We start from the raw sequence: 21,895 nt of genomic DNA, 5'->3' as shown, positions 1-21,895 counted from the left end.
TAAAAAGATGAAAAAATATTTTATAAAAAGCCTACTCGCATTAAGTATTTGCGCCGGGTTTTATTCTTGTGAAGTTCAAGAATATTCAGATTTAAATAACCCTGAGGTTGATGCTTTTGCAGAAAACCTAACAAGGGGGGACCTAATAGATCTCGTAGGAGGGGTTTTATACAGCTCAAGAGTTGGGCTTGGCACCTATTATGACGACTGTGGAGTTATAGGAAGAGAATACTATAGATTCTCAAGTTCTGACCCGCGTTTTACTAGTGATTTACTAGGTGGCGAGAACTCTGTGCTAGACAATAACACGTTTTATATTACAACACCTTGGTCAGCCCGCTATAGAACTGTAAAAAATGCAAATTTAATATTAGGTTTTCTCGATTCACAAGGTCTCTCTTCCATATTTACAGACGAAGAACTTAGGGCTACAAGAGGGTTTCTCAATACAATGATTGCACATGAGCTACTGCTCAACCTTAATCTTACAGATGAAGGAGGTATACGTATAGATGTAGCAGATGAGACTAATCTTGGACCTATTGTTTCAAAAAGTGAAGCGTTAAGCTTTATAAAATCAACACTAGATGCTGCTGCCTTAGACCTGAGTGCTGGTGGTGATACCTTTCCATTTGTACTTTCTTCTGGCTTTAGAAATTTTGGTACTCCGGCAAGCTTTAGCCAAGTAAGTAATGCACTTGCGGCACGTGTAGCTGCATATCAAGGCGATTTTGCTGGCGTACTATCATCTCTTGAAGATTCATTTTTAACACTAGATAATAATGAATTAGATTTAGGTGTTTATCACAACTTCACTCAAGACCAGACAGATATTCTTAACCCTATGTTTTTTGCTCTCAACTCATCTACTGCTGGCGCGCGTATCGCACAACCATCATTTATTACAGATGCTGAGACAGATGATCAACGTCTTGACAAAGTAGTGCTTAGAGAATCAGCTCTTACTCTAGATGGTCTTACTGGAGAGTATGATGTATTTAGATATACAAGTAACGTAGACCCTATTCCAATCATACGTAAAGAAGAACTACTCTTATTATACGCAGAGGCAAACATTACCATCAACCCTATGGAAGCAGTAACAGCTTTAGATATCATACGTGAAAGCGCTGGACTGGATCCTTATGCTGGAGCTATGGATGCTGTTTCTCTTACAGATGAAATGCTTACACAACGTAGGTACTCACTCTATGCAGAAGGACACAGATGGATTGATGTACGTCGTTATAATCGTCTTGACGAGCTTCCTATAGACAGAGCAAATGATGATGTATTCTCTCAATTTCCAATACCGCTTACAGAACTTTAATATAAAGTTATTGAGCAATTCTAAAACACCCTACGTATAGGGTGTTTTTTTATGCTTTCGCGAAAGCGTAATTACCCACAAAAAAAAGCGCATTCAGCTTATTGCCGAATGCGCTTTTCTACACTAACTAACTAATCAGTTATGCTGCTTCTGGCAGCTCTTTTTCTTCTTCTACGGTTTCTTTACCTCCTCGTATTTTGAACTTAATACGATATACTATGTAATATAGCAATGGTACGATAATAAGAGTAAGGAAGGTAGCTATGATTAATCCGTAGATTACTGTCCACGCAAGTGGCCCCCAGAAAATCACGTTATCACCTCCTACATAAATCCCTGCATCAAACTCTTGGAACAATCCAAAGAAGTCTATGTTAATACCTATTGCAAGCGGTATTAGACCAAGAACGGTTGTGATGGCAGTAAGCAATACTGGGCGTAAACGCGCTCTACCTCCTTCTATAATCAATTCTTGCATTGTCTTTTTATCAAGTAATTGTTTGTCTTCAAGACCTAGCGCCACCTCTTTTCTATCTACTAGCAACTGCGTGTAGTCCAGAAGTACCACCCCATTATTTACTACAATACCGGCAAGTGATATAATACCCATCATAGTCATTATGATAACGAAAGGCGCTCCACTTATAATAATACCTCCAAAAACTCCTATAAAGCTCAAGAAGATTGCAATCATAATAATGACTGGTTTTGATATAGAGCTAAACTGGAAAATAAGTAAGAAGAAAATCAACGCAAGACCTCCAAAAAAGGCACTTACTAAGAAGTTCATTTCTTTAGCTTGTTCTTCAATTTGCCCTGTGTAGTTTACCTTGATATCCTTAGGCACACCATCAAAGTTTTTCATCTCTTCTTGAATGGCTGCAACTACCACACCCGCATCTGTAAATCCAGCAGCAAGGTTAGAATATACCGTTACCACACGTTTTGAATCTCTGTGCTTAATCGCACTAAAAGATGATGTGTTTTTTGTAGTAGTAACAGCACTCACCGGCACTTCCTTTACTTGCCCAGTTGCTGGGTCTCTAAAAGTGATATTCTGATTAAATAAAGCAGATTTGTCATAACGTTGCTCTTCATTAAAGCGCACGTAGATGTCGTAATCTTCTCCGTCTTTCTTATATACTCCAGCCTTATCACCAAAGATAGAACGACGCAGCTGCATACCCACTTGACCTGTTGCTACACCTAGCTCTCCAGCCTTCTGGCGATCTACAATGACCTCTGTACCTGGTTTACCTCTATTTACATTAATCTTAAGCTCATCTACACCTGGCACGTTACGGCTGTTGATATAGTTACGCATTTGCTCTGCTGCGATAATGAGTTCTTGGTAATCTTTACCTTCTAGCTCGATGTTAATAGGGTATCCTTGTGGTGGTCCTGCAGCATCTTTTTCTACTGTAATTACCACTCCTGGGTATACGCCTCTCACGGCATCTTGCACTTTAAAGCGCAGCTCTTCACTATCTGCCTCGTTACGGTACTTATACTCACGCATTGTTGCCGTAATTTTTGCTTTATGCGGCATCTCGGCAGCACTACCGCCATCTGTTTGAGGATTACCTGCACCTTCACCTACTTGTGATACAGAAGTTTCTACAAGAGCGTTGTAATCTTCACCCTCTAGATATGCTTCGTCATTAAATACTTTAAAGACGCGCTGCTCTATTTCTTTAGTAATGGCATTTGTTTTCTCGATGGCTGTTCCTTCTGGATACTCGACATACACCGTAATCTGGTTAGGCTTATTATCTGGGAAGAACTCTATAGCGGTACGACCTGCTCCTATAGAACCTCCAAATGCCATAAAAGTTAAAATTAACAATAGAAAAATACCTCCTACAAATGCAATAGGTCTGTAGCCTCTAATAGACCACCCTAAGAAGTTTTTGTACACCCTCTCAAGCCACGTAAGGAAACGCTGCTGAAAAACATCGGCAGCACCTTTAAGCAGGTATTTGTAAATCCACATAAAGATAATAGTCGCTAGCACTAGACTTCCTAGACCGCGTATGCTTCCACCTAAAAATAATATCATTAACCCAATAGGCAACATAATGAGTGATGTGCGTATGAGAAATTTTCGCGAAAGCGCCTTCTCCTCTGTATTCATAAACTGTGATACGAGCATCGAGTTTATAAATATTGCGACAAATAATGACGAACCTAGTACCACAGATAATGTGATAGGGAAGTAAATCATAAACTGTCCCATAATACCTGGCCATAATCCTAACGGCACAAAGGCTGCTACGGTTGTAAGTGTAGAAATGATAATAGGGAAAGCAATCTCTCCGATACCTTTTTTGGCCGCTTCTATGCGTCCCATACCTTCTTCATCCATAAGGCGGTATACGTTTTCTACCACCACAATCCCGTTATCTACAAGCATACCTAGTCCCATAATGAGGGCAAAAAGTATCATTGTATTCATCGTATAACCCATTAAATTAAGGATCATAAAACTCATAAACATAGACATAGGGATCGCAAAACCTACAAAGAGTGCGTTTTTAAACCCTAAGAAAAACATAAGTACACCTACCACAAGTATAATCCCGAAGATGATATTGTTTACTAGGTCATTTACTTGGTTTTCTGTTTTGGCACTCTGGTCATTTGCCGTACGTACGACTACATCTGGAGGAAAGACCTCTGCCGTGGCGTTTTCGATAATCTCGTTGATTTGCTCAACAGCTTCAATCATATTTTCGCCAGAACGTTTCTTTACATCTAGCATTACCACTGTCTCGCTTATCTCCTCATCATCTACGGTGTCTCCATCATAAAGCGTAAGGTCACGCGCATAAGTAGTTTTATCTTCTTCTGTAAATGATACCGTTGCGATATCCTTTAGGTATATCGCTCCATTTTCTGATTTAATTACAAAGTCTTCAAGCTCTTCTGGGCTTTGAATCTCTCCTATAACGCGTATGTTACGACGCTGCCCACTGCTTATAAGGTTACCTGCAGAGAGGGTCATATTCTCATTGCCTATAGAAGCAAGTATGTCATTAAAACTTACTTGAGCAGCAATCATCTTATACACATCTACCGCTACTTCTACCTCGCGTTCTTGAGCACCGCGTATGGTAGCCTCCTTGATTTCTTTAAGGCTCTCAATCTCGTCTTGCAGGTACTCTGCATACTCCTTGAGCTTTATAGTAGGGTAGTTACCAGATACGTTTACATTAAGAATAGGTGTCTCTTCTGAGATACTTAGGTCAAAAACATTAGGCTCGACCTTTGCGTTGTTAAACGTAGGCCAGTCCTCATTTGCCGTTTCTGAGTCTACCTCATCCTTAACACGTTGCTTTGCAACTTGCACATCTACGCCTTCTTTAAACTCTACTGTGATGATTGCATAATCTTCTTGTGAGGTAGATAATACTTCTACCACGTCAGAAAGATTCTGCAGTTTATCTTCTAGAGGGTCTACTATGAGACGTTCTATATCTTCGGCAGTGTTACCTGGGTAAGGTGCAGAGATATAAATTTTAGTCTCATTAATTTCCGGAAAGTTCTCACGAGCCATCCCGAGGTAGGCTCCCATCCCTAAGGCAAGAAACAGCGCCATAAGAACGTAAATAATCGTAGGATTATCTATCGCCCAACTTGAAATCGCAAACTCCTTGTTTACATTTTTCTTTTTCTTATCTGTCATCGCTTAGTATGTTAAGATTTTTACTGGCTGGTTATCTTTTACAGATCTCGCACCTTCTACAATGATTTTATCTCCCACTTCTAGACCAGATAGTACTTCTATGTTAGGTCCTTGTGATTTACCTGTGGTGATGATTTTTTGCTGTGCTACCATTTCGTCCGCTTTCGCGAAAGCGGTATACACAAATTGCTCACCAACTGCATTTTCATTAATCACATTGAGAGGGATTAAAATTGCACTTTCTGCCGTGTAATCGTTGATAGAAAGTCTCGCTGTAAGATTAGGTTTTACCTTTCCATCTTTATTAGGAACATCTACTTCTATTGCAAAACTTCTGTTTGATGGCTTGATATAATTACCCGTCTGGCGTACGGTAGTCTCTACAGACTCTCCTAGTACTGGAAACTCTACTTTTACCTTTTTACCAGCAGTTACTGTAGGAAGGTAGCTTTCTGGAATCTCTGCCGCTACATACATATTATCAAGATTTACGATTCTGAATAATGCCATACCTGGAGCAACCACTGTACCTTGGTCTGTAATCACCTCATCTATTACTCCAGAAAATGGAGCTGTAACCGTTGTTTTACCCAGCTGACTTCTAATCTGGCTCACCATATTTTGTGATGACTCATATTGTGTTTTTGCCTGTAGGTATTGTATTTCTGACCCTATTTTTTGATCCCAAAGACGTTGCTGGCGCTCAAAAGTAGTTTTTGCAAGTGCTAGTTGAGATTCCATTTGTGCTACTTGACTGCTTAGACCACCGTCATCTATACGAGCCAGCGTTTGCCCTTTACGCACGCGCTGTCCTTCTTTTACAACTACACGAGATAAGGTACCTTGGTACTCTGGGTAGATAAGTACATTTTGCTTAGTCTCTACATTACCTTGCACCTCAATAAAGTGATTAAACAAGGTGTCTTTTACCGTCATTGTGGTAATAAGAACCTCTTTTTTCTCTCTAGGATTCTTTTCTTCTAGCACCTTTTCTATTTGTGCTAGTTGATCATTAGTAGCCGTGATCTCTTCCTTAAGTGCTTTTTGTTTTGCCTGTAACTCCTCTACAGATCCAGACTCTAGAAGGGCTTCTACAGATTTTCCGTTACTGTCTCCACCGCAAGAAGCTAGCGCGATACTTAAGATGGCAAGTGTGATATATTTTTTCATCATTGTAATATTACTGATTGGTACTATTTGGATTCTCTTTTTAAAAACTAGTTGTTTGTATAGTTAGGCACATTAAGAATAGTCTCAAGCTCTGCTTTTGTGGTTACAATTTGTAGCATTGCCTGTATTAATTCCTGCTGCACTTGGTAAAGCTGTGTTTGTGCTTGTCTTAAATCAAAACTCGTACTAAGCCCTTCTCTAAACTTTACTTGGTTTTTATTTTCAATGCGCTCTGCAAGTTTGATATTCTTCAGCGCAGTGTTGTAGTTATCTATCGCAAGCTCGTGATCACTTTTTGCAGATGCATAAGCAAGTTTTATCTGTTGCTCTGTCTCCTCTCTTTGTGTTGCTGCTTGATCTAGCGCAATCTCTGCCTGCGCTGTTCTTGCATTACGCATACCAGAACTAAAAATAGGGATGTTAAGCTGGAACCCAGTAATAGACTGTGCAAACCACTTCTCATCACTATCAAAAAAGTTAAACTCGTTACGCCCTGCAAAGGTTCCTACGTTTATAAATGCTCCTAGTGTAGGTAAGGCCTTGCTCTTTTCTAGCTTAAGCTCTAGTGCTCTTTGCTCATTAAGATTATTTACAATCTTATAGTCTACATTTTGCTCAATGTTTACCGTATCATTAAGTAATCCTAGTGCTGGCACAGCAAGTGACTCTAGGCTATCTTTAAGAATCGTCTCCTCATCTACCCCTACACCTATTGCGAGGTTAAACATTTGCTTTGCAATCACCACCATACGCTTTGCATTTGCACGCTGATTTTGAAGCGACAAATAAGTGATTTGTAACTGCTCTACATCTTCCTCTTCTGCAAAACCATTTTCAAAAATGAGTTTTGTTTCCTTAAGGTTATCTTCAAGGTTTGCAATGTTTCTATCTAAAATTGCTACACTTTCTTGTGCAAGTAGCACACCGCCATATGCGTTTATGACTCCTTTGCGCACTTCGAGTTGTGTTTTTTCATTTGCATTTTTAGAATAGTCTAGAAACGTCTTTGCAGCTTGTAGACCTACAAGGTATGAACCATCAAAAATGAGCTGACTCAATGTAGCGGTGGCAGTAGCATTTTGCTGTGTTCCAAAAACTACAGGTATAAAAGTACCAGGCTCTCCTCCAGTAAACTCGGCTGGTATAAGCTGTGTAGGCTGCTTGATTTGATAATTATAATCTAGACTAGCACTTACTTGTGGCAACCCACTCGCTGTGGTCTCCCACTTTTGCTTTATTGCCTTTGCGATATCACGACGGCTATTTATTGCTGTGTAGTTGCTATCTAGAGCAAAAGTCACAGCCTCTTCTACAGTAAAGCTTCTAGTCTGTGCGGTCACACCTACACTAGCAAGAAGCATTACAGCTATATATAATCTCTGTATCATTAGTTATGGTTAGATTTAATAAGTTTATTTAAAATTTTTCTACCCTTAGGGGTTACAATACCGCGTATGTGATACTCTAGATACATATCGTGTAAGTCTCCTACAGGAAAAGCAGATCTAGGGAAAATTGTCTCATCTTTAATACCTGTCATACCGGTGAAGTAAATGTTTACCACAAACGGCACACTTATTTCACTAATAAAAAGTCCTTGCTCTATACCTCTAAGTACATTTCTAGTCACACAGCTCTGCATATAGTCGTACTGACTCTTTCTAAGGGTCTGGTGTATCTTAGGGTAATATTTTTGAAGTTGATACATAGAAGAAGTACGCTCTCCGTTTATATGCTCAAGTACATATTTCTTTATGTCGTATAACTCTTCAATAGGATTTAATTCTTGATCAAGTATCCCATCTATACCTCCACAGACAGAATTAAACATATCAAGTGCGCAGGCAGAGACAATAGCCTCCTTATTAGCATAATAACTGTACACCGTCTTTTTAGACATTCCCATCTCACGGGCAATATCATCCATAGTAATGCTCTTAAATCCTTGATTTAAAAACAGTTCGGTGGCGGTTTTTAATAATTGTTCTTTCATAGTCAAGGCGCGAAGATACGCAGGAAACTTTTTAAGTTTTTAAAGTTTCCGTTAACTTTAGTTAAAATTTAACAACTGTAAGTTTTTACTGTGCGCTTTCGCGAAAGCGTAATAGGGCATAATCTCCTTTTATCACTTATTTTTACAAAAAATTGCCATTTATGCACAGCATACCAGAATACACATCTATATTTTTAGAATATCTCAACAAGCACGCGCTAGAGAAGGAACCTAAAAATCTTTATGAGCCTATTAATTACATCTTACAACTAGGTGGTAAAAGATTGCGTCCAGTACTTACACTTATGGCGTGTGAGCTTTTTGAAAAAGACTATAAAGATGCACTAGATGCAGCGCTGGCAGTAGAGATTTTTCATAACTTCTCTCTAGTGCACGATGATATTATGGATGATGCACCTTTGAGACGCGGGGAAGAAACGGTGCACGAGAAGTGGGATATTAATACGGGTATTCTTTCTGGTGATGCAATGCTTATACGTGCCTACCAGCTTTTTGAAAATTATGAGGGAGCCACCTTTAAGGAGCTGGCAAAACTGTTTTCAAAAACAGCAATAGAGGTTTGTGAGGGACAACAGTATGATGTAGATTTTGAGACGCGTGACGATGTAACCATCCCAGAATATATGAAGATGATTGAGTATAAAACCGCTGTTCTCGTAGGTGCTGCACTTAAAATGGGTGCTATTGTAGCTGGCGCATCAAAGAGTTGTCAAGAAGGTATTTATAACTACGGCCGTGATCTTGGACTGGCTTTTCAACTACAAGATGATTATTTAGACGCCTTTGGCGATCCAGAGAGTTTTGGAAAGCAAGTAGGTGGCGATATTATAGAAAACAAAAAAACATTTTTATATCTCACTGCCCTAGCAAATTCAAACAAGGATGATGCACAACAACTAGAGCACTTTTTCTCTATCTCACCGGCAGATCCTACAGATAAAATAGAGACGGTAAAGCAACAATTTCTAGACTCAGGAGCCGCAAAAGCAACCGAAGAAGAAATAGCTAAGTATACTCAAAAGGCGTTTACCGCACTTGATAATGTAGACATATCAGAAGATAAAAAGGAAACGCTCAGGCTTTTTGGGCAAGGGCTTATGAAGCGCACATACTAGCGAGCACACACCTTTTACAAGCAGTCCCTACGTAAACTTTTAACTAAGAGTTTATTATGGCACTCCGTTTGCTTAAATTTACGAGAACTAATTAATGTTACTCGTGAAGTACTTTCTATTTATTTTATTAGCCGTGATGAGCCTCTCTAGCTGCGCTCAAAACACCTGGCATAGTGAGCAACTTGCTATAGATGACTCGTTACAGATTGCCGTCATACAAATACCAGAAAATAGAAAGCTATCACAAACAGAGGTTTTCTCACTAGGTAATAATTCATACACGCTTACCCTACATAGCACAGACTCTATTTACAGCACAACTCATACCCTCAAGCTTAATAACAACACCTATAAAGCTTACATAACATCCCTACCGCTTATTACTATAAACGCCTCGCAAGAAATTGTAAATGAGCCTAAACGTATGAGTCGCATTGGGTATGCAGATGAGGAAATCACATTTACAAGTTATGCCGGTATTGAGCTACGAGGTAGCAGTTCGCTTGTTTTTAAGAAGAAAACCTATGACCTCAACTTTTACAAAGACAGTCTAGGTTTTGAAAACCAAGACTACAAGCTGGCTGGAATGCGCTCTGATGATGACTGGATTCTGGATGGACTTTATAACGAGCCCTTACGTATGCGCTCTTTTATCTCACTTAATCTCTGGAATAATATCTACACACCACATTATCTAGATGAAGAACCTAAGGCAAAGGCTGGTGCGACCGCGGCTTATAGTGAGGTATTTATAAATGGTCGCTACAAAGGTCTTTTCTTACTGCAGGAGCAGGTAGATCGCAAGTTAGTTAAGATAAAGAAAAACAAAGGCGATACCGTGCGTGGTGAGATCTTTCAAGGGGCACGCTACCTAGGTGCCAGTTCCTTTGACTCTATACCTCCTGCAAAGAATTTTTTAGCCAGCTGGGGTGGTTATGATATAAAATACCCATCGCCTAGTAACGCGCCTTGGGACAATGTATATCCTTTTACAGACTTTGTGGTTAATAGTGATGATGACGCTTTCGCGAAAGCGATCTCAAAACAATTTGTACTTGATAATGCTATAGATTACTTCTTATATATAAATGCCCTACGAGCACCAGATAATCTAGGAAAAAATCTCTACCTAATACGTTATGATGCCGGAGCGCCCTACTTTTATGCTCCTTGGGATCTGGACGGAACACTAGGAACCATCTACAGCGGAAAGCGTATTAATACCACAAACGACTTTTTAAGCAACGGACTATTAAGAAGGCTTATCGCCACAGATGCAGATGATTTTATTGCACGTTTTCAAGCGCGATGGCTCACCTTACGACAAGGGGTTTTAAGCGAAGAGCAGTTGCTCAAAAAACAAATGGACACTTATAACTCACTAAAAGAACAGAAGGTTTACGAGAGAGAAGCGCTCGTATGGGACACTTTCATTTATGAGGAAGAAGGTATTACGTATATGCAAGAATGGACAAAAAAGCGCCTTGCCTTTTTGGACAAATACATTAGTGATTTAAAATAACAAGCGACTGTAAAACTAAGCAGTAAAAGAGTTAATCACCTTCAAAAAGTCTTCGCGGTTTTTTACAAAATCAAGATCTGAGATGTCTATAATCTTTACATTAAGATTATGCTGTCCCTTTATAAAATCTAAATACCCTTGATTGATTTTTTCTAGATACTCTGGAGCAATACTTTTCTCATAACTACGGCCACGCTTCTTTATATTTTTAAGCAAACGCTCCGTGTTTTGATATAAATACACATACAAGTCTGGTTGTGGCATATCTTTATACATCATCTCGTGGAGACGCTTGTACAGCACATACTCTTCTTCTTGTAACGTAACTTGTGCAAAGATGAGCGATTTATATCGATCATAATCTGCACACATAAAGTCTTTAAACAAATCAAACTGGCCAATATCATCAAGCAATTGCTGATAGCGATCTGCCAGAAAAGACATTTCTAGAGGGAAGGCAAACCTATCTGGGTCTTTGTAAAATTTAGGTAAGAATGCATTGTCTTTGAATCGCTCTAAAATGAGTTTTGCATTAAACTCCTCAGAAATCATTGTAGCGAGACTTGTTTTACCAGCGCCTATATTGCCTTCTATCGCTATATAATTGTAACCACCTAGATCTATACTGTCTTGTGGCTTCTTGAGCCACTTTGCTTGCTTTGTTAATGAGCTATCATCTTCACAGGCTTCTAGCAACGCTGCAAAAGACTTATTAAAAACAGGAGCTACATCTTCTGCACTTATATCTACGAGCGGCTGCAATACAAAACGACGCTTGAGCATATGCTCGTGCGGTATGGTTAATCGCTCTGTTTGTTTAACAACATCGTCATATAGTAATATGTCTATATCGATATATCGTGATTGATATCCTTCTCCCTCTGTTTTATCTCTGCCTAGTAACTTTTCTATAGCTTGCGTTGCATCTAAGAGCTTACTTGCAGATAGTGATGTTTCCATCTTTACAGCACAGTTATGAAAATCTGCTCCCTCAAAACCCCAAGCTGGGCTTTGATACACTGGTGAGATTTTGCGCACACGACCTACACGCTCAAAAAGCAATTGAATTGCATTATTGAGTGCCTCGTACGTATTACCTTGATTACTGCCTAATGATAAGTATATAGTATGCAATGAGATAGCTGTTCTAAGTTGGGCTTAAGATTTCACAACAAATTAAGGAAATCAAAATCACAATGCCCTAATTTTGAAATTGAAGTTATTAAGAAAATGAATCAAATCTCTAGTCACTTAAATTCAAAGGACTTACAACTAGCCTATCGCATCTATTTTACACTAGGTGCTCTTTTTATATGTGCCCTGGTGGTATCTAACCTTATATTTCAAAAATTCTTTAGCTGGGACTTTTTTGGCATTTATACTTTTGAGATTTCTGTAGGGATACTTCCCTACCCTATCACCTTTCTTATTACAGATATTGTAAGCGAGATTTACGGAAGAAAAAAAGCAAACCAGATGGTCACTGCTGGCATTTTTGCCTCTCTATTTTCGTTACTCATCGTTTATGTGGCAAAAGTAGTTCCTGCTACTAGCTGGTCGCCTGTAAGTGATAGTCTCTTTACCACCGTATTTGGCGCTACGGCGCTGGCAGTTTTTGCAAGTATGATGGCATACTTACTTGCGCAATATGTAGATATACACATTTATCATTTTTGGAAACGAGTAACCAAGGGCAAACACCTCTGGCTCAGAAATAACTTCTCCACCTTTTTATCACAATTTATAGATACGGCAAGTGTGCTTTTGCTCTTGTGCGCTTTTGGGTTAATAGAATGGAATTTATTCGGCGGACTATTATTAGGTGGATTCTTATTTAAAATTCTCGTAGCGGCATTCGACACACCGTTCCTTTATCTAGGTGTATGGTTATTTAAGAAGCGTTTTAACCTTGAAGAAGGAGAAGAAATTAAGCTCCCTTTATAAACAAGTATATTCACACTAAGGCAGATTGTAAAAGACAACATTAGAAAACAACAAATGAAAAAGATATTTAAAATTATAGGCATTGTAGTTCTTGTACTTGTTATCGTGCTGGCTGCTTCTCCATTTTTGTTTAGAGGAAAACTAGAAGACCTCCTCAAGGAAACCATAAACAATAACCTCAACGCTCAAGTAGAATGGTCTTCTCTGGATTTAAGCCTCTTTAGGAGCTTTCCTGATGCTACGGTTATAGTAAATGACTTTACGGTAATAAACAACGCACCATTTGCTGGTGACACACTTGCGAGTGGTAAAGAAATACGCATTGAGATGGGCGTTACCCAACTCTTTAAGAATACTGCAGATGAGCCTATTGCTATAGATGCACTATCACTTCTAGAAGCAAACGTACACGTACAAGTAGACTCCTTAGGCAATGCAAATTATGATATTGTAAAAGAGACACCGACTACAGAGACTACTACTGAGGAGAGCTCAGAACCTTTTGTTTTTAACTTACAAGAGTACAGCCTCGTAGACTCAAAAATAATTTATGACGATCGCTCTACACAAACCCACTTAGAACTTACAGAGGTAAACCATACGGGTTCTGGAGATTTTTCGGCTATTGAGAGTGAACTTGATACGAAGACCCACGCTGTAGTATCTTTTGATTATGGTGGTACGCATTACTTAGATGGGCACGACCTAGACCTCGAGGCTGTAATCCAAATGGAGCTAGAAAAACAGAAATATACTTTTAAGGAAAACCTAGCCAAAATAAACGAACTCCCACTAGAGTTTAATGGTTTTATAGAGCTTCTAGAAGATGGCAATCTTATGGACTTATCGTTCAAAACGCCTTCATCAGATTTTAAGAACTTTCTAGCTCTAATCCCTAAGGAATATAGAGCAAATCTCGATGGGGTGGAAACGAGTGGCGATTTTCGCGTAAGCGGAATTATAACAGGGAAAACAACGGAGACTAACATCCCAAATCTTGATATTGAGATTGTGTCTAATAATGCTTCTTTTAAGTATCCTGATCTCCCTAAAAGGATGAACAACATCAATATAGATGTAAAGATTAAAAATGATACTGGCATTACAGAACTTACTTATATCGAGATAAACGACTTACGCTTTAAGATTGACCAAGACACCTTTACGGCAAAGGGAACACTTAAAAACTTGATGGGTAATATGCTTGTTAATCTTGACCTAGATGGTGCGCTAGACTTAGGAAACATTGACAAGGTGTATCCTCTTAACCTAGACCAGCCGCTGCAAGGTAGACTGGTTGCAGATGTGGTGACGAGTTTTGATATGAACGCTGTCGAGAAGCAACAGTATCAAAATATAAAAAGCTCTGGAAATGCTACACTTAGTGACTTTACTTATAGCACTCCAGAATTGCCTAATCCCATTGCTATACAAAATGCAGATGTGAGTTTTAAAACCGGCAATATTGCACTTAACTCATTTGCCGCAACAAGTGGAACTTCAGATATAAATGCAACGGGATCTATAGAAAACCTCATCCCTTTTGTGATGTCTAAGGAAGATTTAAAAGGACGTTTTGATGTGACCTCAAAGGTGTTTAATCTGGATGATTTTGCAACCAGCACTGCTACTACAACTGGTAACTCACCAGCTAGTACAGGCGAGAGTGATACCGCAGTACAAATTCCAGATTTTCTAGATGCCTCTGTAAACTTTAATGCCGCAAAGGTAATTTATGATGGGCTAGAACTTAGTAATACAAAAGGTAGCGTGACCATTGCAAATGAGCAGGCATCATTAAGCAATCTTAACTCTGGCATCTTTGGCGGTGCGGCAGGGCTCTCTGGATCTGTCACCACACGTGATGGCGCTCCTACTTTTAATATGACTGTAGACTTGAGCAGTATAGACATAGACCGCTCATTTAAGGAGCTAGAGATGCTGCAAGGACTTGCTCCTATTGCAAAGGCACTACAAGGCGCGCTCAATACCAAAATACAATTGCAGGGACAGCTGGATGACAACTTCAGCCCTATCCTTAGTACCATTTCTGGAGATGCCTTTGCAGAGATTTTGACCGCAGATGTAGATGCAGATAAAATGCCACTTCTTAATCTCCTATCGCAAAAACTTGATTTTATAAACCTTGACGACCTTAAACTAGACAAGCTCAAAACAAGCCTTACATTTAATGATGGTCAGGTGGCTGTAAAACCATTTGATTTCAATGTAAAAGGAATTAATGTACAGGTAAGCGGTGGACATAGCTTTACAAATGAGATGAACTACACCCTCAACCTTGATCTCCCTGCAAAATATCTAGGCGGTGACGTGAGCGGCTTACTCTCAAAACTTACAGATGCCGAAAAAGAGAACATCCATATAGACGTTCCTGTTTCCCTTTCGGGAAATTTTACTGCGCCCAAGGTAGATCTTAATCTAAAAGCAGCGACCACAGCGCTTACTAACCAGATTATAGAGATCCAGAAGCAACGCGCAAAAGACAAAGTAGAAGATAAACTTACTGATGTATTAGGAGGTCTTTTAGGAGGAAACAAAACAACACCAAACACTACTGCGACAGATAGCACAACTACTGACACACAGACTCCTCAAAACACCACCACAACCCCAAAAGCCGAAGACGCCATTAAAGATGTTGCCACGGGAATATTAGGTGGTCTCTTTGGAAAAAAGAAAACAACAAAAGAAACAGTGAAGGATACGGTTAATTAATGAAGTAGTAACTCAAGTTATGATGTGGTGTATATATATTCCGCTTTCGCGAAAGCGGGATACTACCCCTCATCATCTACCTTAATCTCGTTGAGCTCTTCGTTTTTATACTTGGCATAGTCAAAACCACTCTTCCACCAGATTTTCATTTTTTCTTTATTGAAAATGAGCGAATTTGTAGTGAGTACCGTAGGCGTATAATAGAAGTTTATTATCGCCTCTTTTTGATTGGCTGCATATTTACCTATGGTGATATTTTGCTTTTCTATACGGTCCATCATAAATCCGTGTAGATTGCTCAACAGGGAGAACACATTAGTAGAAGGGAGATTGTTATAATAAGTCACTTCTGTTTCTAATATGATTACATCTATCTCTGTTGCGCCACGTTCTACAGCTTCTTTAATAGGCACAAGCGCGCCAAAACCTCCATCTGCATACTCGCATCCATTTTTTGACGCTAGGCTCATAAAAGGGATATAATTACACGACATCCACACCCAGTCACAAAAATCTTCGTAGGTCTCTTCCTTACTGGATTTATATTCCGTTTTATGAAGTGAGAGATTAGAAACTGTGACTAGTACTTCTTTACCACTAGCCTGTAGCTGTTCATAATTTTCACGCGTAAAGGTTTTTTCTATAAGCTTGCGTAGCTTCTTACTTTCCCCAAAGGTTTTAGAGCCTTTCAAAAAATTGCGCAGTACGCTCCAGTGATCAATAGCAATAGTTTGCTCACCCCATTTGTCTTTTTTAATTACAAAAGGACAAACATTAAAAATGGCATTTTGATTTACAGAGGTGTATACCTCTTTTATCTTTTCGATATTTTGAAGAGCAAGATGAGGCACTAATAGACTTCCTGTAGAGGTGCCTACAAGCATATCATAATCCTTTCCCATTTCTTGCATAAGGTACTGAGCAACACCGCCGCCAAAAGCGCCTTTACTTCCTCCTCCTGAAATGACTAATGCTCGCATTGTGGGTTCTCTTTGAGCTTAGAAAAATAAGGTTTTTAATTAAGAAATGAGGGTTTTGTTGAGGTACGCTTTCGCGAAAGCGTTAAAAGAAAAACATCCCACCATCATTTGTTTCCCCTTTTTTACCTAGCGTATTGAACTTCCAACTAAGGCTAAGCATAAAGTATTGCTCTAAAACTGTGCTCTGTACATCTTGTACAAAGTTTGCATTTGCCGTACGCCTTGCATTTGTGTTTTGATCTAGCACATCATATACTTTTAAGGTTGCTGTGGCGCGATCTTTTGCAAATGAATAAGCAAGTGTCGAGTTCCAAAAAACTGCACTTCGCTGGAAATCTGATGCAATATTAGGGTTGTAATTATAATTAATATCGTTGCGCCACTCCCAGTTTTTGGGAACAAACAAAGCCGTTCCCAATGAAATATTATGAGAAACAAAGTCCTGATCTTCAAAAGCATCTAGACCAAACTGAGTTTTTGAAATAGAGATATTATAACTAGGTCTTACTTCAAACAGGTTTTTCCAAGTGTATGTAAAATTTACACGCGGTGTTAGAGATCTCGTTTTACTAGCGTATTGCACTTCATTATTAAAGTTTACATTACGCCCAAAGTTTGTGTAAATGCCTCCGCCATATTTTATACTATGTAAGGAGTCTATTTTTACTTTTTTATTATAACCTCCTCCTGCTCCTATGCTATAATTGCCATTTACATTTACATAGGTTGTACGACTTACTAGGTTGTCATCTATGGTAGTTTTACGTACAATAGCATCGTTTGTAAACCTTCCATTTCCATTAATATACCATCCACCTCCTTTTTGAAAGTCATAATTATTGAATCCTCCATAAAAGTTATAATCATTAGATGGTGCTAGGTTAGGATTACCCTCTACAATATTAAGTGGGTCTGAAACATCTACAAATGGATTAAGTTGCGTTACTTCTGGAGGTCTGTTACTCTTACCTAGACTTGCATACATAGACGCTTTTGGGCTAAACCTATAGTTAATATACGTGTCAAGTTCTAATGCTTCAAAATTTTGCTTGATATCTAATTCTGGGCGCAAGTTGTCATTATTTTCTAGGGTGCGAAATACGTATCCTACACTTACGTTAATATTGAGTTTCTCTCCATCTAAATTAAGCCCCAGTTTAGGCGTTGTGCGTGAATTTCGACCTTCAAAATCTGTACTTAGTTCTTGATTGAGGATACTATACTGCTGCGTTACTTCATCAAAGTCAAAGGTACTTCTCTTGCGTTTTCTACTATCGCTACGGTGACCAAAATCTACATCAAGAAATAACTTTTTGGCTACTAGAGGAACTCTATACGTAAGATTAAGGTTGTAACCATCAAGTTTAGTTTCTCCATCTGTAAACTGATTACGATTAATTTCTGATGGGTTATCGCCAAATATCTCTGTGTTTGACACTATAAAATCTTCGCTCTCTTGTCTATTGATTTCGTTTTGAACACGAGCTCTTACATAGGCTCCTTTATCACCCCATTTCTTAGTAACACTGAAGGTGTTTTCAAAATTCTTTCCTTGATCTGTTACGAAGTTATTAGTTGCCGATTCATTAATTCTCTCACCTTCTTCATTAAGTGATTCCTCTGTACGGTTGAAGCTTGTCTCACTGTTTGCAAAAGAAAATTTGGGCTTGATATTAATGAGTAGCATAGAATCCTTCTTTATATTTATAGTAGTATTAATACTATGATTATCTGAATTTGAATCATTGCGAGAATCGCTGTTTGTAAAAAACCTTCTGTCTGGAAGAATATTCTCTCGCTCTACACGAGTCTCATCAAAAGAGTTTGCTGCCGAGTAAAAATAATCCATATTTGCATCAAAGCCTTTTGCATACTCATCTGTATAATTTGCTCCCACACTACGGCTATTTACAATTCCTTGTCCGCCACCAAAGCTTCTGCCGTCAATACCGAAACTTCCGTTGCCGTTGAAGTAGACGCTTCTTCCTCCTCCAAACATTTTTCTTATCTCTCCAAAACTAAATCCAGCCGAATTAATATTATTTCCTCCTGCAAGTACACTGATGCGTCGCTCATTATCAAAGGCGTTTACAATACCCGCATATTCAAAACGATTATCTGTCCCACCACCAGCAGCAACTCTCCCGAAGACTCCCTTATTCTTCTCTTCTGAGATGGTAAGATTAATGGTCTTACTTTCTTGATCACCATCTTCACCAGCAAAGGCCTCATCATCTGTCTTAGTATCTACTACTTGTATTTTTTCTACTATTTCTTTAGTAAGGTTGCGCGTGGCAATTGTTGGGTCATCGCCAAAGAATGGCTTACCATTTACTAAGATTTTATTTACTTCTTTACCATTTACTAAGATCTTACCACTCTCGTCTACCTCAACACCTGGAAGTTCCTTGAGTAAGTCTTCTATATTTGCATCTTTCTTAGTCTTAAAAGAAGAAACATTAAATTCTAGCGTATCTTTTTTTACAGTTACTGGAGCTCTACTTTTTACAACGACTTCGCCCAAAGTATTTGTTGAAGGTGCTACCTCTATATCACCAAGCGTAATATCTCCAGCACTTAAATCTACATTCTTCGTGAAGTTCTCATAGCCCAGAAAGGAGATATTTACACGTGCATTTGTCTCTTGTGCGCGACCTTCTAGTTGAAATAATCCTTCTTGGTTTGTAATCGTATAGGTTATGAGTGTACTGTCTTTTACGGTCTCTAAGAATACCGTAGCTGCTTCCAGCGTTTGTTTTGAATCCTTGTCTTTAAGAGTTCCTGTAATTGAAAAATTTTGCGCCTGCAGAGCAATAGAGAAGAATAGACCTGTCGCGAGGAGTACTAGTTGATTGATTCGCATTATATACGGTTGATTGATTGATGTTTACCAAATAAACAATGATTCCTTCCAAATGATATACTGATAGTTAAATTTTAATAAATATTTAACAGGTCATTTTCTACTCAACCTGAACTCATAACAGATTATTAACTCATACTAGAATACGAGAAGTGTATGTTTGTACAACTAACCATTAAACCAAATATCATGAATAAAATCATTAAAGGACTTATTGCCGCTTATGGTGCAAAAAAACTAGGTGGTGGCTGCATAAGCACCATTATTATCTTCTTTATTATTTTTTGGCTTCTAGGGTTATTGGGATAATTTTCAAAAAAGCATTTTAATGGCTACAAATAGCCGTTTGCAGATTATAATAAACTAAAAAAGCTATCAGATGTCTGATAGCTTTTTTAGTTTGTTTCGTTTTCACGAAAGTGTACTTCTAATTATTTTTTTCTAAAATAGATAGAAATAGGCACTCCTGAGAAATCATAAGCTGCACGAAGTTTATTTTCTAAAAATCTCCTGTAGCCTTCTTTGAGATACTGTGGTAAATTACAGAACAACGCAAATTGTGGTTGCGGTGTAGGAAGTTGCATACAGTACTTAATCTTCACGTATTTACCTTTAATGGCTGGCGGTGGAAATGCCTCTACTAATGGCAAGAAGAACTCATTAAGTTCGCTTGTTTTAATACGCTTCGTTTTACTTTCATATACTTTTACAGCAGTTTCAATTGCTTTAAAAATACGTTGCTTTTCAAGCACAGAGATAAATACAATAGGTACATCTGTAAATGGCTCTATTTGCTGTCTTATGTGCTTTTCAAATTCTTTCATTGTATTAGTCTTCTTTTCTACAAGGTCCCACTTGTTTACTAAGATTACTATTCCTTTTCTGTTGCGTTCTGCAAGCCAGAATATGTTTTGCACCTGACCATCAAATCCTCTTGTTGCATCAACTACGAGCAAAATAACATCTGCGTGCTCGATAGCTCTTACGGATCTCATAACCGAGTAAAACTCAAGATCTTCTTTTACCTTAGCCTTACGACGTATACCAGCTGTATCTACAAGGTTAAACTCAAACCCAAAGCGATTGTACTTTGTGTCCATCGCATCACGAGTAGTCCCTGCGATATCTGTTACGATATAACGTTCCTCACCTATTAATGCATTTATAAAAGAAGATTTTCCTGCGTTAGGACGACCTACCACAGCAAAGCGTGGCAATTCATCTTTATCTTCCTCTTCTACTTGTTCTGGAAGAGCCTCTACAACAGCATCAAGTAAATCTCCTGTTCCGCTTCCATTTGTTGCAGCTATAGTGTAATAATCACCTAATCCAAGGTTATAAAACTCTACAGCATCTGCCGCACGTTTATTATTATCTACTTTATTTACAGCAAGGAAAATAGGTTTTTTTGATCTACGTAGTAGTGTTGCAACCTCTTCATCCATCCCAGTTATACCGTGCTCTACATCTACCATAAAGATGATAGCATCTGCCTCATCTATGGCAAGCTCTACTTGCTTGTCTATCTCTGCTTCAAAAACGTCATCACTTCCTACTACATATCCTCCTGTGTCGATAACGGTAAATTCGCGACCGTTCCAGTCTGTTTTTCCGTAATGACGATCACGCGTCACTCCACTTACGGCATCTACAATCGCCTCACGACGTTGCACTAGACGGTTAAAAAAGGTAGACTTCCCTACATTAGGGCGTCCTACGATAGCTACTATGGTACTCATTGTAAATTTTTTAGGTGTGCAAAGATAGCGTTAATCTACAGTCTTATGCATTTAAATGATTGTTCTCTTTATACCAACATTTTGGGATGTAAATTTCGTAAATCCTAAGGATATGATAAACTCTTGTCTATCCATATGATTATAACGTAGCTTTACCAACTACTATGATCATTATCGCATATATACTTACCCTTTCTATAGGACTTATAGGAGCCATAATCGCCACGCTACCACCTAGCGCGACGAATCTTGCTGTAGTAAAATACACTAGTGACAAAGGCCTCACTAAAGGACTTCACCTAGCTTATGGAGCTGCACTTGGAGAGGTCTTTATTGCAGGACTTGCCCTTGCTTTTGGGGTGCTTGCAAAACGGTTATTTGAAAAACATGAGTGGATACAGATCACTTTTATTGTTCTCATGATAGCTGCAGGGATCTATTTTCTCTCAAAAAAGACTAAAAAAAACGATAGTGAATCATCAAGCAGACCTAAGCGTTTCATTAATGGCCTCTTACTAGGAGGACTTAATATTCCAATGTTCATTTACTGGACTGCGATATTCTCTATAAGTTCTAGGTACGTTATTTTAGACAAGAACTCTCCGTGGCTTCTTATTATATTTTTCTTAATTGGAGTTTTTGCAGGTAAATTTGGACTTCTTTACCTCTATGGAAGAGCTAGCGAGTATATGACTTCAAACTTTGCAAAATTTAAAGGAAAGCTCAATAAAATTATAGGCTTTGTACTTATAGTTGCTGGTGTAATCCAAGCCATAAAACTTGTAATTGCTGAATAA

14 protein-coding genes are annotated in these 21,895 nt (G+C 38.7%); 6 read left to right on the top strand and 8 right to left on the bottom strand.

All coding sequences use genetic code 11. From position 1 onward, the window contains the following. Positions 1-7: 7 nt before the first annotated feature. A complete protein-coding gene (locus tag SJY23_RS06700) occupies positions 8-1,330 on the top strand; it encodes a RagB/SusD family nutrient uptake outer membrane protein (protein WP_396597934.1) in 1,323 nt (440 codons plus the stop codon). A gap of 139 nt (positions 1,331-1,469) precedes the next feature. On the opposite strand, the gene SJY23_RS06695 is transcribed toward SJY23_RS06700, so the two are convergent. Genes SJY23_RS06695 through SJY23_RS06680 form a run of 4 tightly spaced genes read right to left on the bottom strand, consistent with a single transcriptional unit; the run spans position 1,470 to position 8,178 of the window. Next, on the bottom strand, positions 1,470-5,015 hold the full coding sequence (locus tag SJY23_RS06695; protein WP_396597933.1) for an efflux RND transporter permease subunit: 3,546 nt from the start codon (positions 5,013-5,015) through the stop codon (positions 1,470-1,472). 3 nt (positions 5,016-5,018) lie between these two features. Beyond that, positions 5,019-6,185, bottom strand: a complete 1,167-nt coding sequence (locus tag SJY23_RS06690; protein ID WP_396597932.1) for an efflux RND transporter periplasmic adaptor subunit — start codon at positions 6,183-6,185, stop codon at positions 5,019-5,021. Positions 6,186-6,232: 47 nt separating this feature from the next. Continuing rightward, entirely contained in the window at positions 6,233-7,573 is a 1,341-nt protein-coding gene (locus SJY23_RS06685; protein WP_396597931.1) for a TolC family protein, read from the bottom strand. Then, positions 7,573-8,178: a TetR/AcrR family transcriptional regulator gene (locus SJY23_RS06680; RefSeq protein ID WP_396597930.1), complete on the bottom strand. Its 606-nt coding sequence runs from the start codon at positions 8,176-8,178 to the stop codon at positions 7,573-7,575. Before SJY23_RS06680 ends, SJY23_RS06685 begins: the two co-directional genes overlap by 1 nt. A gap of 161 nt (positions 8,179-8,339) precedes the next feature. Here SJY23_RS06680 and SJY23_RS06675 point away from each other — a divergent pair, with 161 nt between their 5' ends. Beyond that, positions 8,340-9,314, top strand: a complete 975-nt coding sequence (locus SJY23_RS06675; protein ID WP_035325748.1) for a polyprenyl synthetase family protein — start codon at positions 8,340-8,342, stop codon at positions 9,312-9,314. A gap of 103 nt (positions 9,315-9,417) precedes the next feature. Then, positions 9,418-10,836, top strand: a complete 1,419-nt coding sequence (locus SJY23_RS06670) for a CotH kinase family protein (protein WP_396597929.1) — start codon at positions 9,418-9,420, stop codon at positions 10,834-10,836. Positions 10,837-10,851: 15 nt separating this feature from the next. Here SJY23_RS06670 and folK read toward each other — a convergent pair whose 3' ends face one another. Next, complete coding sequence (gene folK / locus SJY23_RS06665) at positions 10,852-11,970, bottom strand: 2-amino-4-hydroxy-6-hydroxymethyldihydropteridine diphosphokinase (RefSeq protein ID WP_396597928.1); 1,119 nt, start codon at positions 11,968-11,970, stop codon at positions 10,852-10,854. Between the two features lie 96 nt (positions 11,971-12,066). On the opposite strand from folK, the gene SJY23_RS06660 reads away from it, so the two are divergent. Both SJY23_RS06660 and SJY23_RS06655 read left to right on the top strand, forming a co-directional pair. Beyond that, positions 12,067-12,780, top strand: a complete 714-nt coding sequence (locus SJY23_RS06660) for a queuosine precursor transporter (RefSeq protein ID WP_396597927.1) — start codon at positions 12,067-12,069, stop codon at positions 12,778-12,780. A gap of 54 nt (positions 12,781-12,834) precedes the next feature. After that, positions 12,835-15,516: an AsmA-like C-terminal region-containing protein gene (locus SJY23_RS06655; protein ID WP_396597926.1), complete on the top strand. Its 2,682-nt coding sequence runs from the start codon at positions 12,835-12,837 to the stop codon at positions 15,514-15,516. Positions 15,517-15,578: 62 nt separating this feature from the next. On the opposite strand, the gene SJY23_RS06650 is transcribed toward SJY23_RS06655, so the two are convergent. The 3 genes from SJY23_RS06650 to der all read right to left on the bottom strand — a co-directional run bounded on the left by SJY23_RS06650 (position 15,579) and on the right by der (position 21,098). Continuing rightward, complete coding sequence (locus tag SJY23_RS06650) at positions 15,579-16,496, bottom strand: patatin family protein (RefSeq protein ID WP_035334700.1); 918 nt, start codon at positions 16,494-16,496, stop codon at positions 15,579-15,581. An 82-nt stretch (positions 16,497-16,578) separates the two neighbouring features. Then, positions 16,579-19,359, bottom strand: a complete 2,781-nt coding sequence (locus SJY23_RS06645) for an outer membrane beta-barrel protein (RefSeq protein ID WP_396597925.1) — start codon at positions 19,357-19,359, stop codon at positions 16,579-16,581. A 431-nt stretch (positions 19,360-19,790) separates the two neighbouring features. After that, entirely contained in the window at positions 19,791-21,098 is a 1,308-nt protein-coding gene (gene der / locus SJY23_RS06640) for a ribosome biogenesis GTPase Der (RefSeq protein ID WP_035334702.1), read from the bottom strand. A 164-nt stretch (positions 21,099-21,262) separates the two neighbouring features. Between der and SJY23_RS06635 the strand changes: the two genes are divergently transcribed. Then, on the top strand, positions 21,263-21,895 hold the full coding sequence (locus SJY23_RS06635) for a LysE family translocator (RefSeq protein ID WP_396597924.1): 633 nt from the start codon (positions 21,263-21,265) through the stop codon (positions 21,893-21,895).

This window comes from Dokdonia sp. R86516, from assembly GCF_044596715.1.
GTDB lineage: Bacteria > Bacteroidota > Bacteroidia > Flavobacteriales > Flavobacteriaceae > Dokdonia.
The sequence above is the reverse complement of the archived record's forward strand: the minus strand, read 5'-3'. Positions and strand labels throughout refer to the sequence as shown.

Excerpts from the sequence above, each read along its gene's own strand:
- SJY23_RS06695 (WP_396597933.1), bottom strand. The coding sequence starts at position 5,015 with ATGACAGATAAGAAAAAGAAAAATGTAAACAAGGAGTTTGCGATTTCA.
- SJY23_RS06700 (WP_396597934.1), top strand. The coding sequence starts at position 8 with ATGAAAAAATATTTTATAAAAAGCCTACTCGCATTAAGTATTTGCGCC.
- SJY23_RS06660 (WP_396597927.1), top strand. The coding sequence starts at position 12,067 with ATGAATCAAATCTCTAGTCACTTAAATTCAAAGGACTTACAACTAGCC.
- SJY23_RS06650 (WP_035334700.1), bottom strand. The coding sequence starts at position 16,496 with ATGCGAGCATTAGTCATTTCAGGAGGAGGAAGTAAAGGCGCTTTTGGC.
- SJY23_RS06685 (WP_396597931.1), bottom strand. The coding sequence starts at position 7,573 with ATGATACAGAGATTATATATAGCTGTAATGCTTCTTGCTAGTGTAGGT.
- SJY23_RS06655 (WP_396597926.1), top strand. The coding sequence starts at position 12,835 with ATGAAAAAGATATTTAAAATTATAGGCATTGTAGTTCTTGTACTTGTT.
- SJY23_RS06680 (WP_396597930.1), bottom strand. The coding sequence starts at position 8,178 with ATGAAAGAACAATTATTAAAAACCGCCACCGAACTGTTTTTAAATCAA.
- SJY23_RS06645 (WP_396597925.1), bottom strand. The coding sequence starts at position 19,359 with ATGCGAATCAATCAACTAGTACTCCTCGCGACAGGTCTATTCTTCTCT.
- der (WP_035334702.1), bottom strand. The coding sequence starts at position 21,098 with ATGAGTACCATAGTAGCTATCGTAGGACGCCCTAATGTAGGGAAGTCT.
- SJY23_RS06635 (WP_396597924.1), top strand. The coding sequence starts at position 21,263 with ATGATCATTATCGCATATATACTTACCCTTTCTATAGGACTTATAGGA.
- SJY23_RS06690 (WP_396597932.1), bottom strand. The coding sequence starts at position 6,185 with ATGAAAAAATATATCACACTTGCCATCTTAAGTATCGCGCTAGCTTCT.
- SJY23_RS06675 (WP_035325748.1), top strand. The coding sequence starts at position 8,340 with ATGCACAGCATACCAGAATACACATCTATATTTTTAGAATATCTCAAC.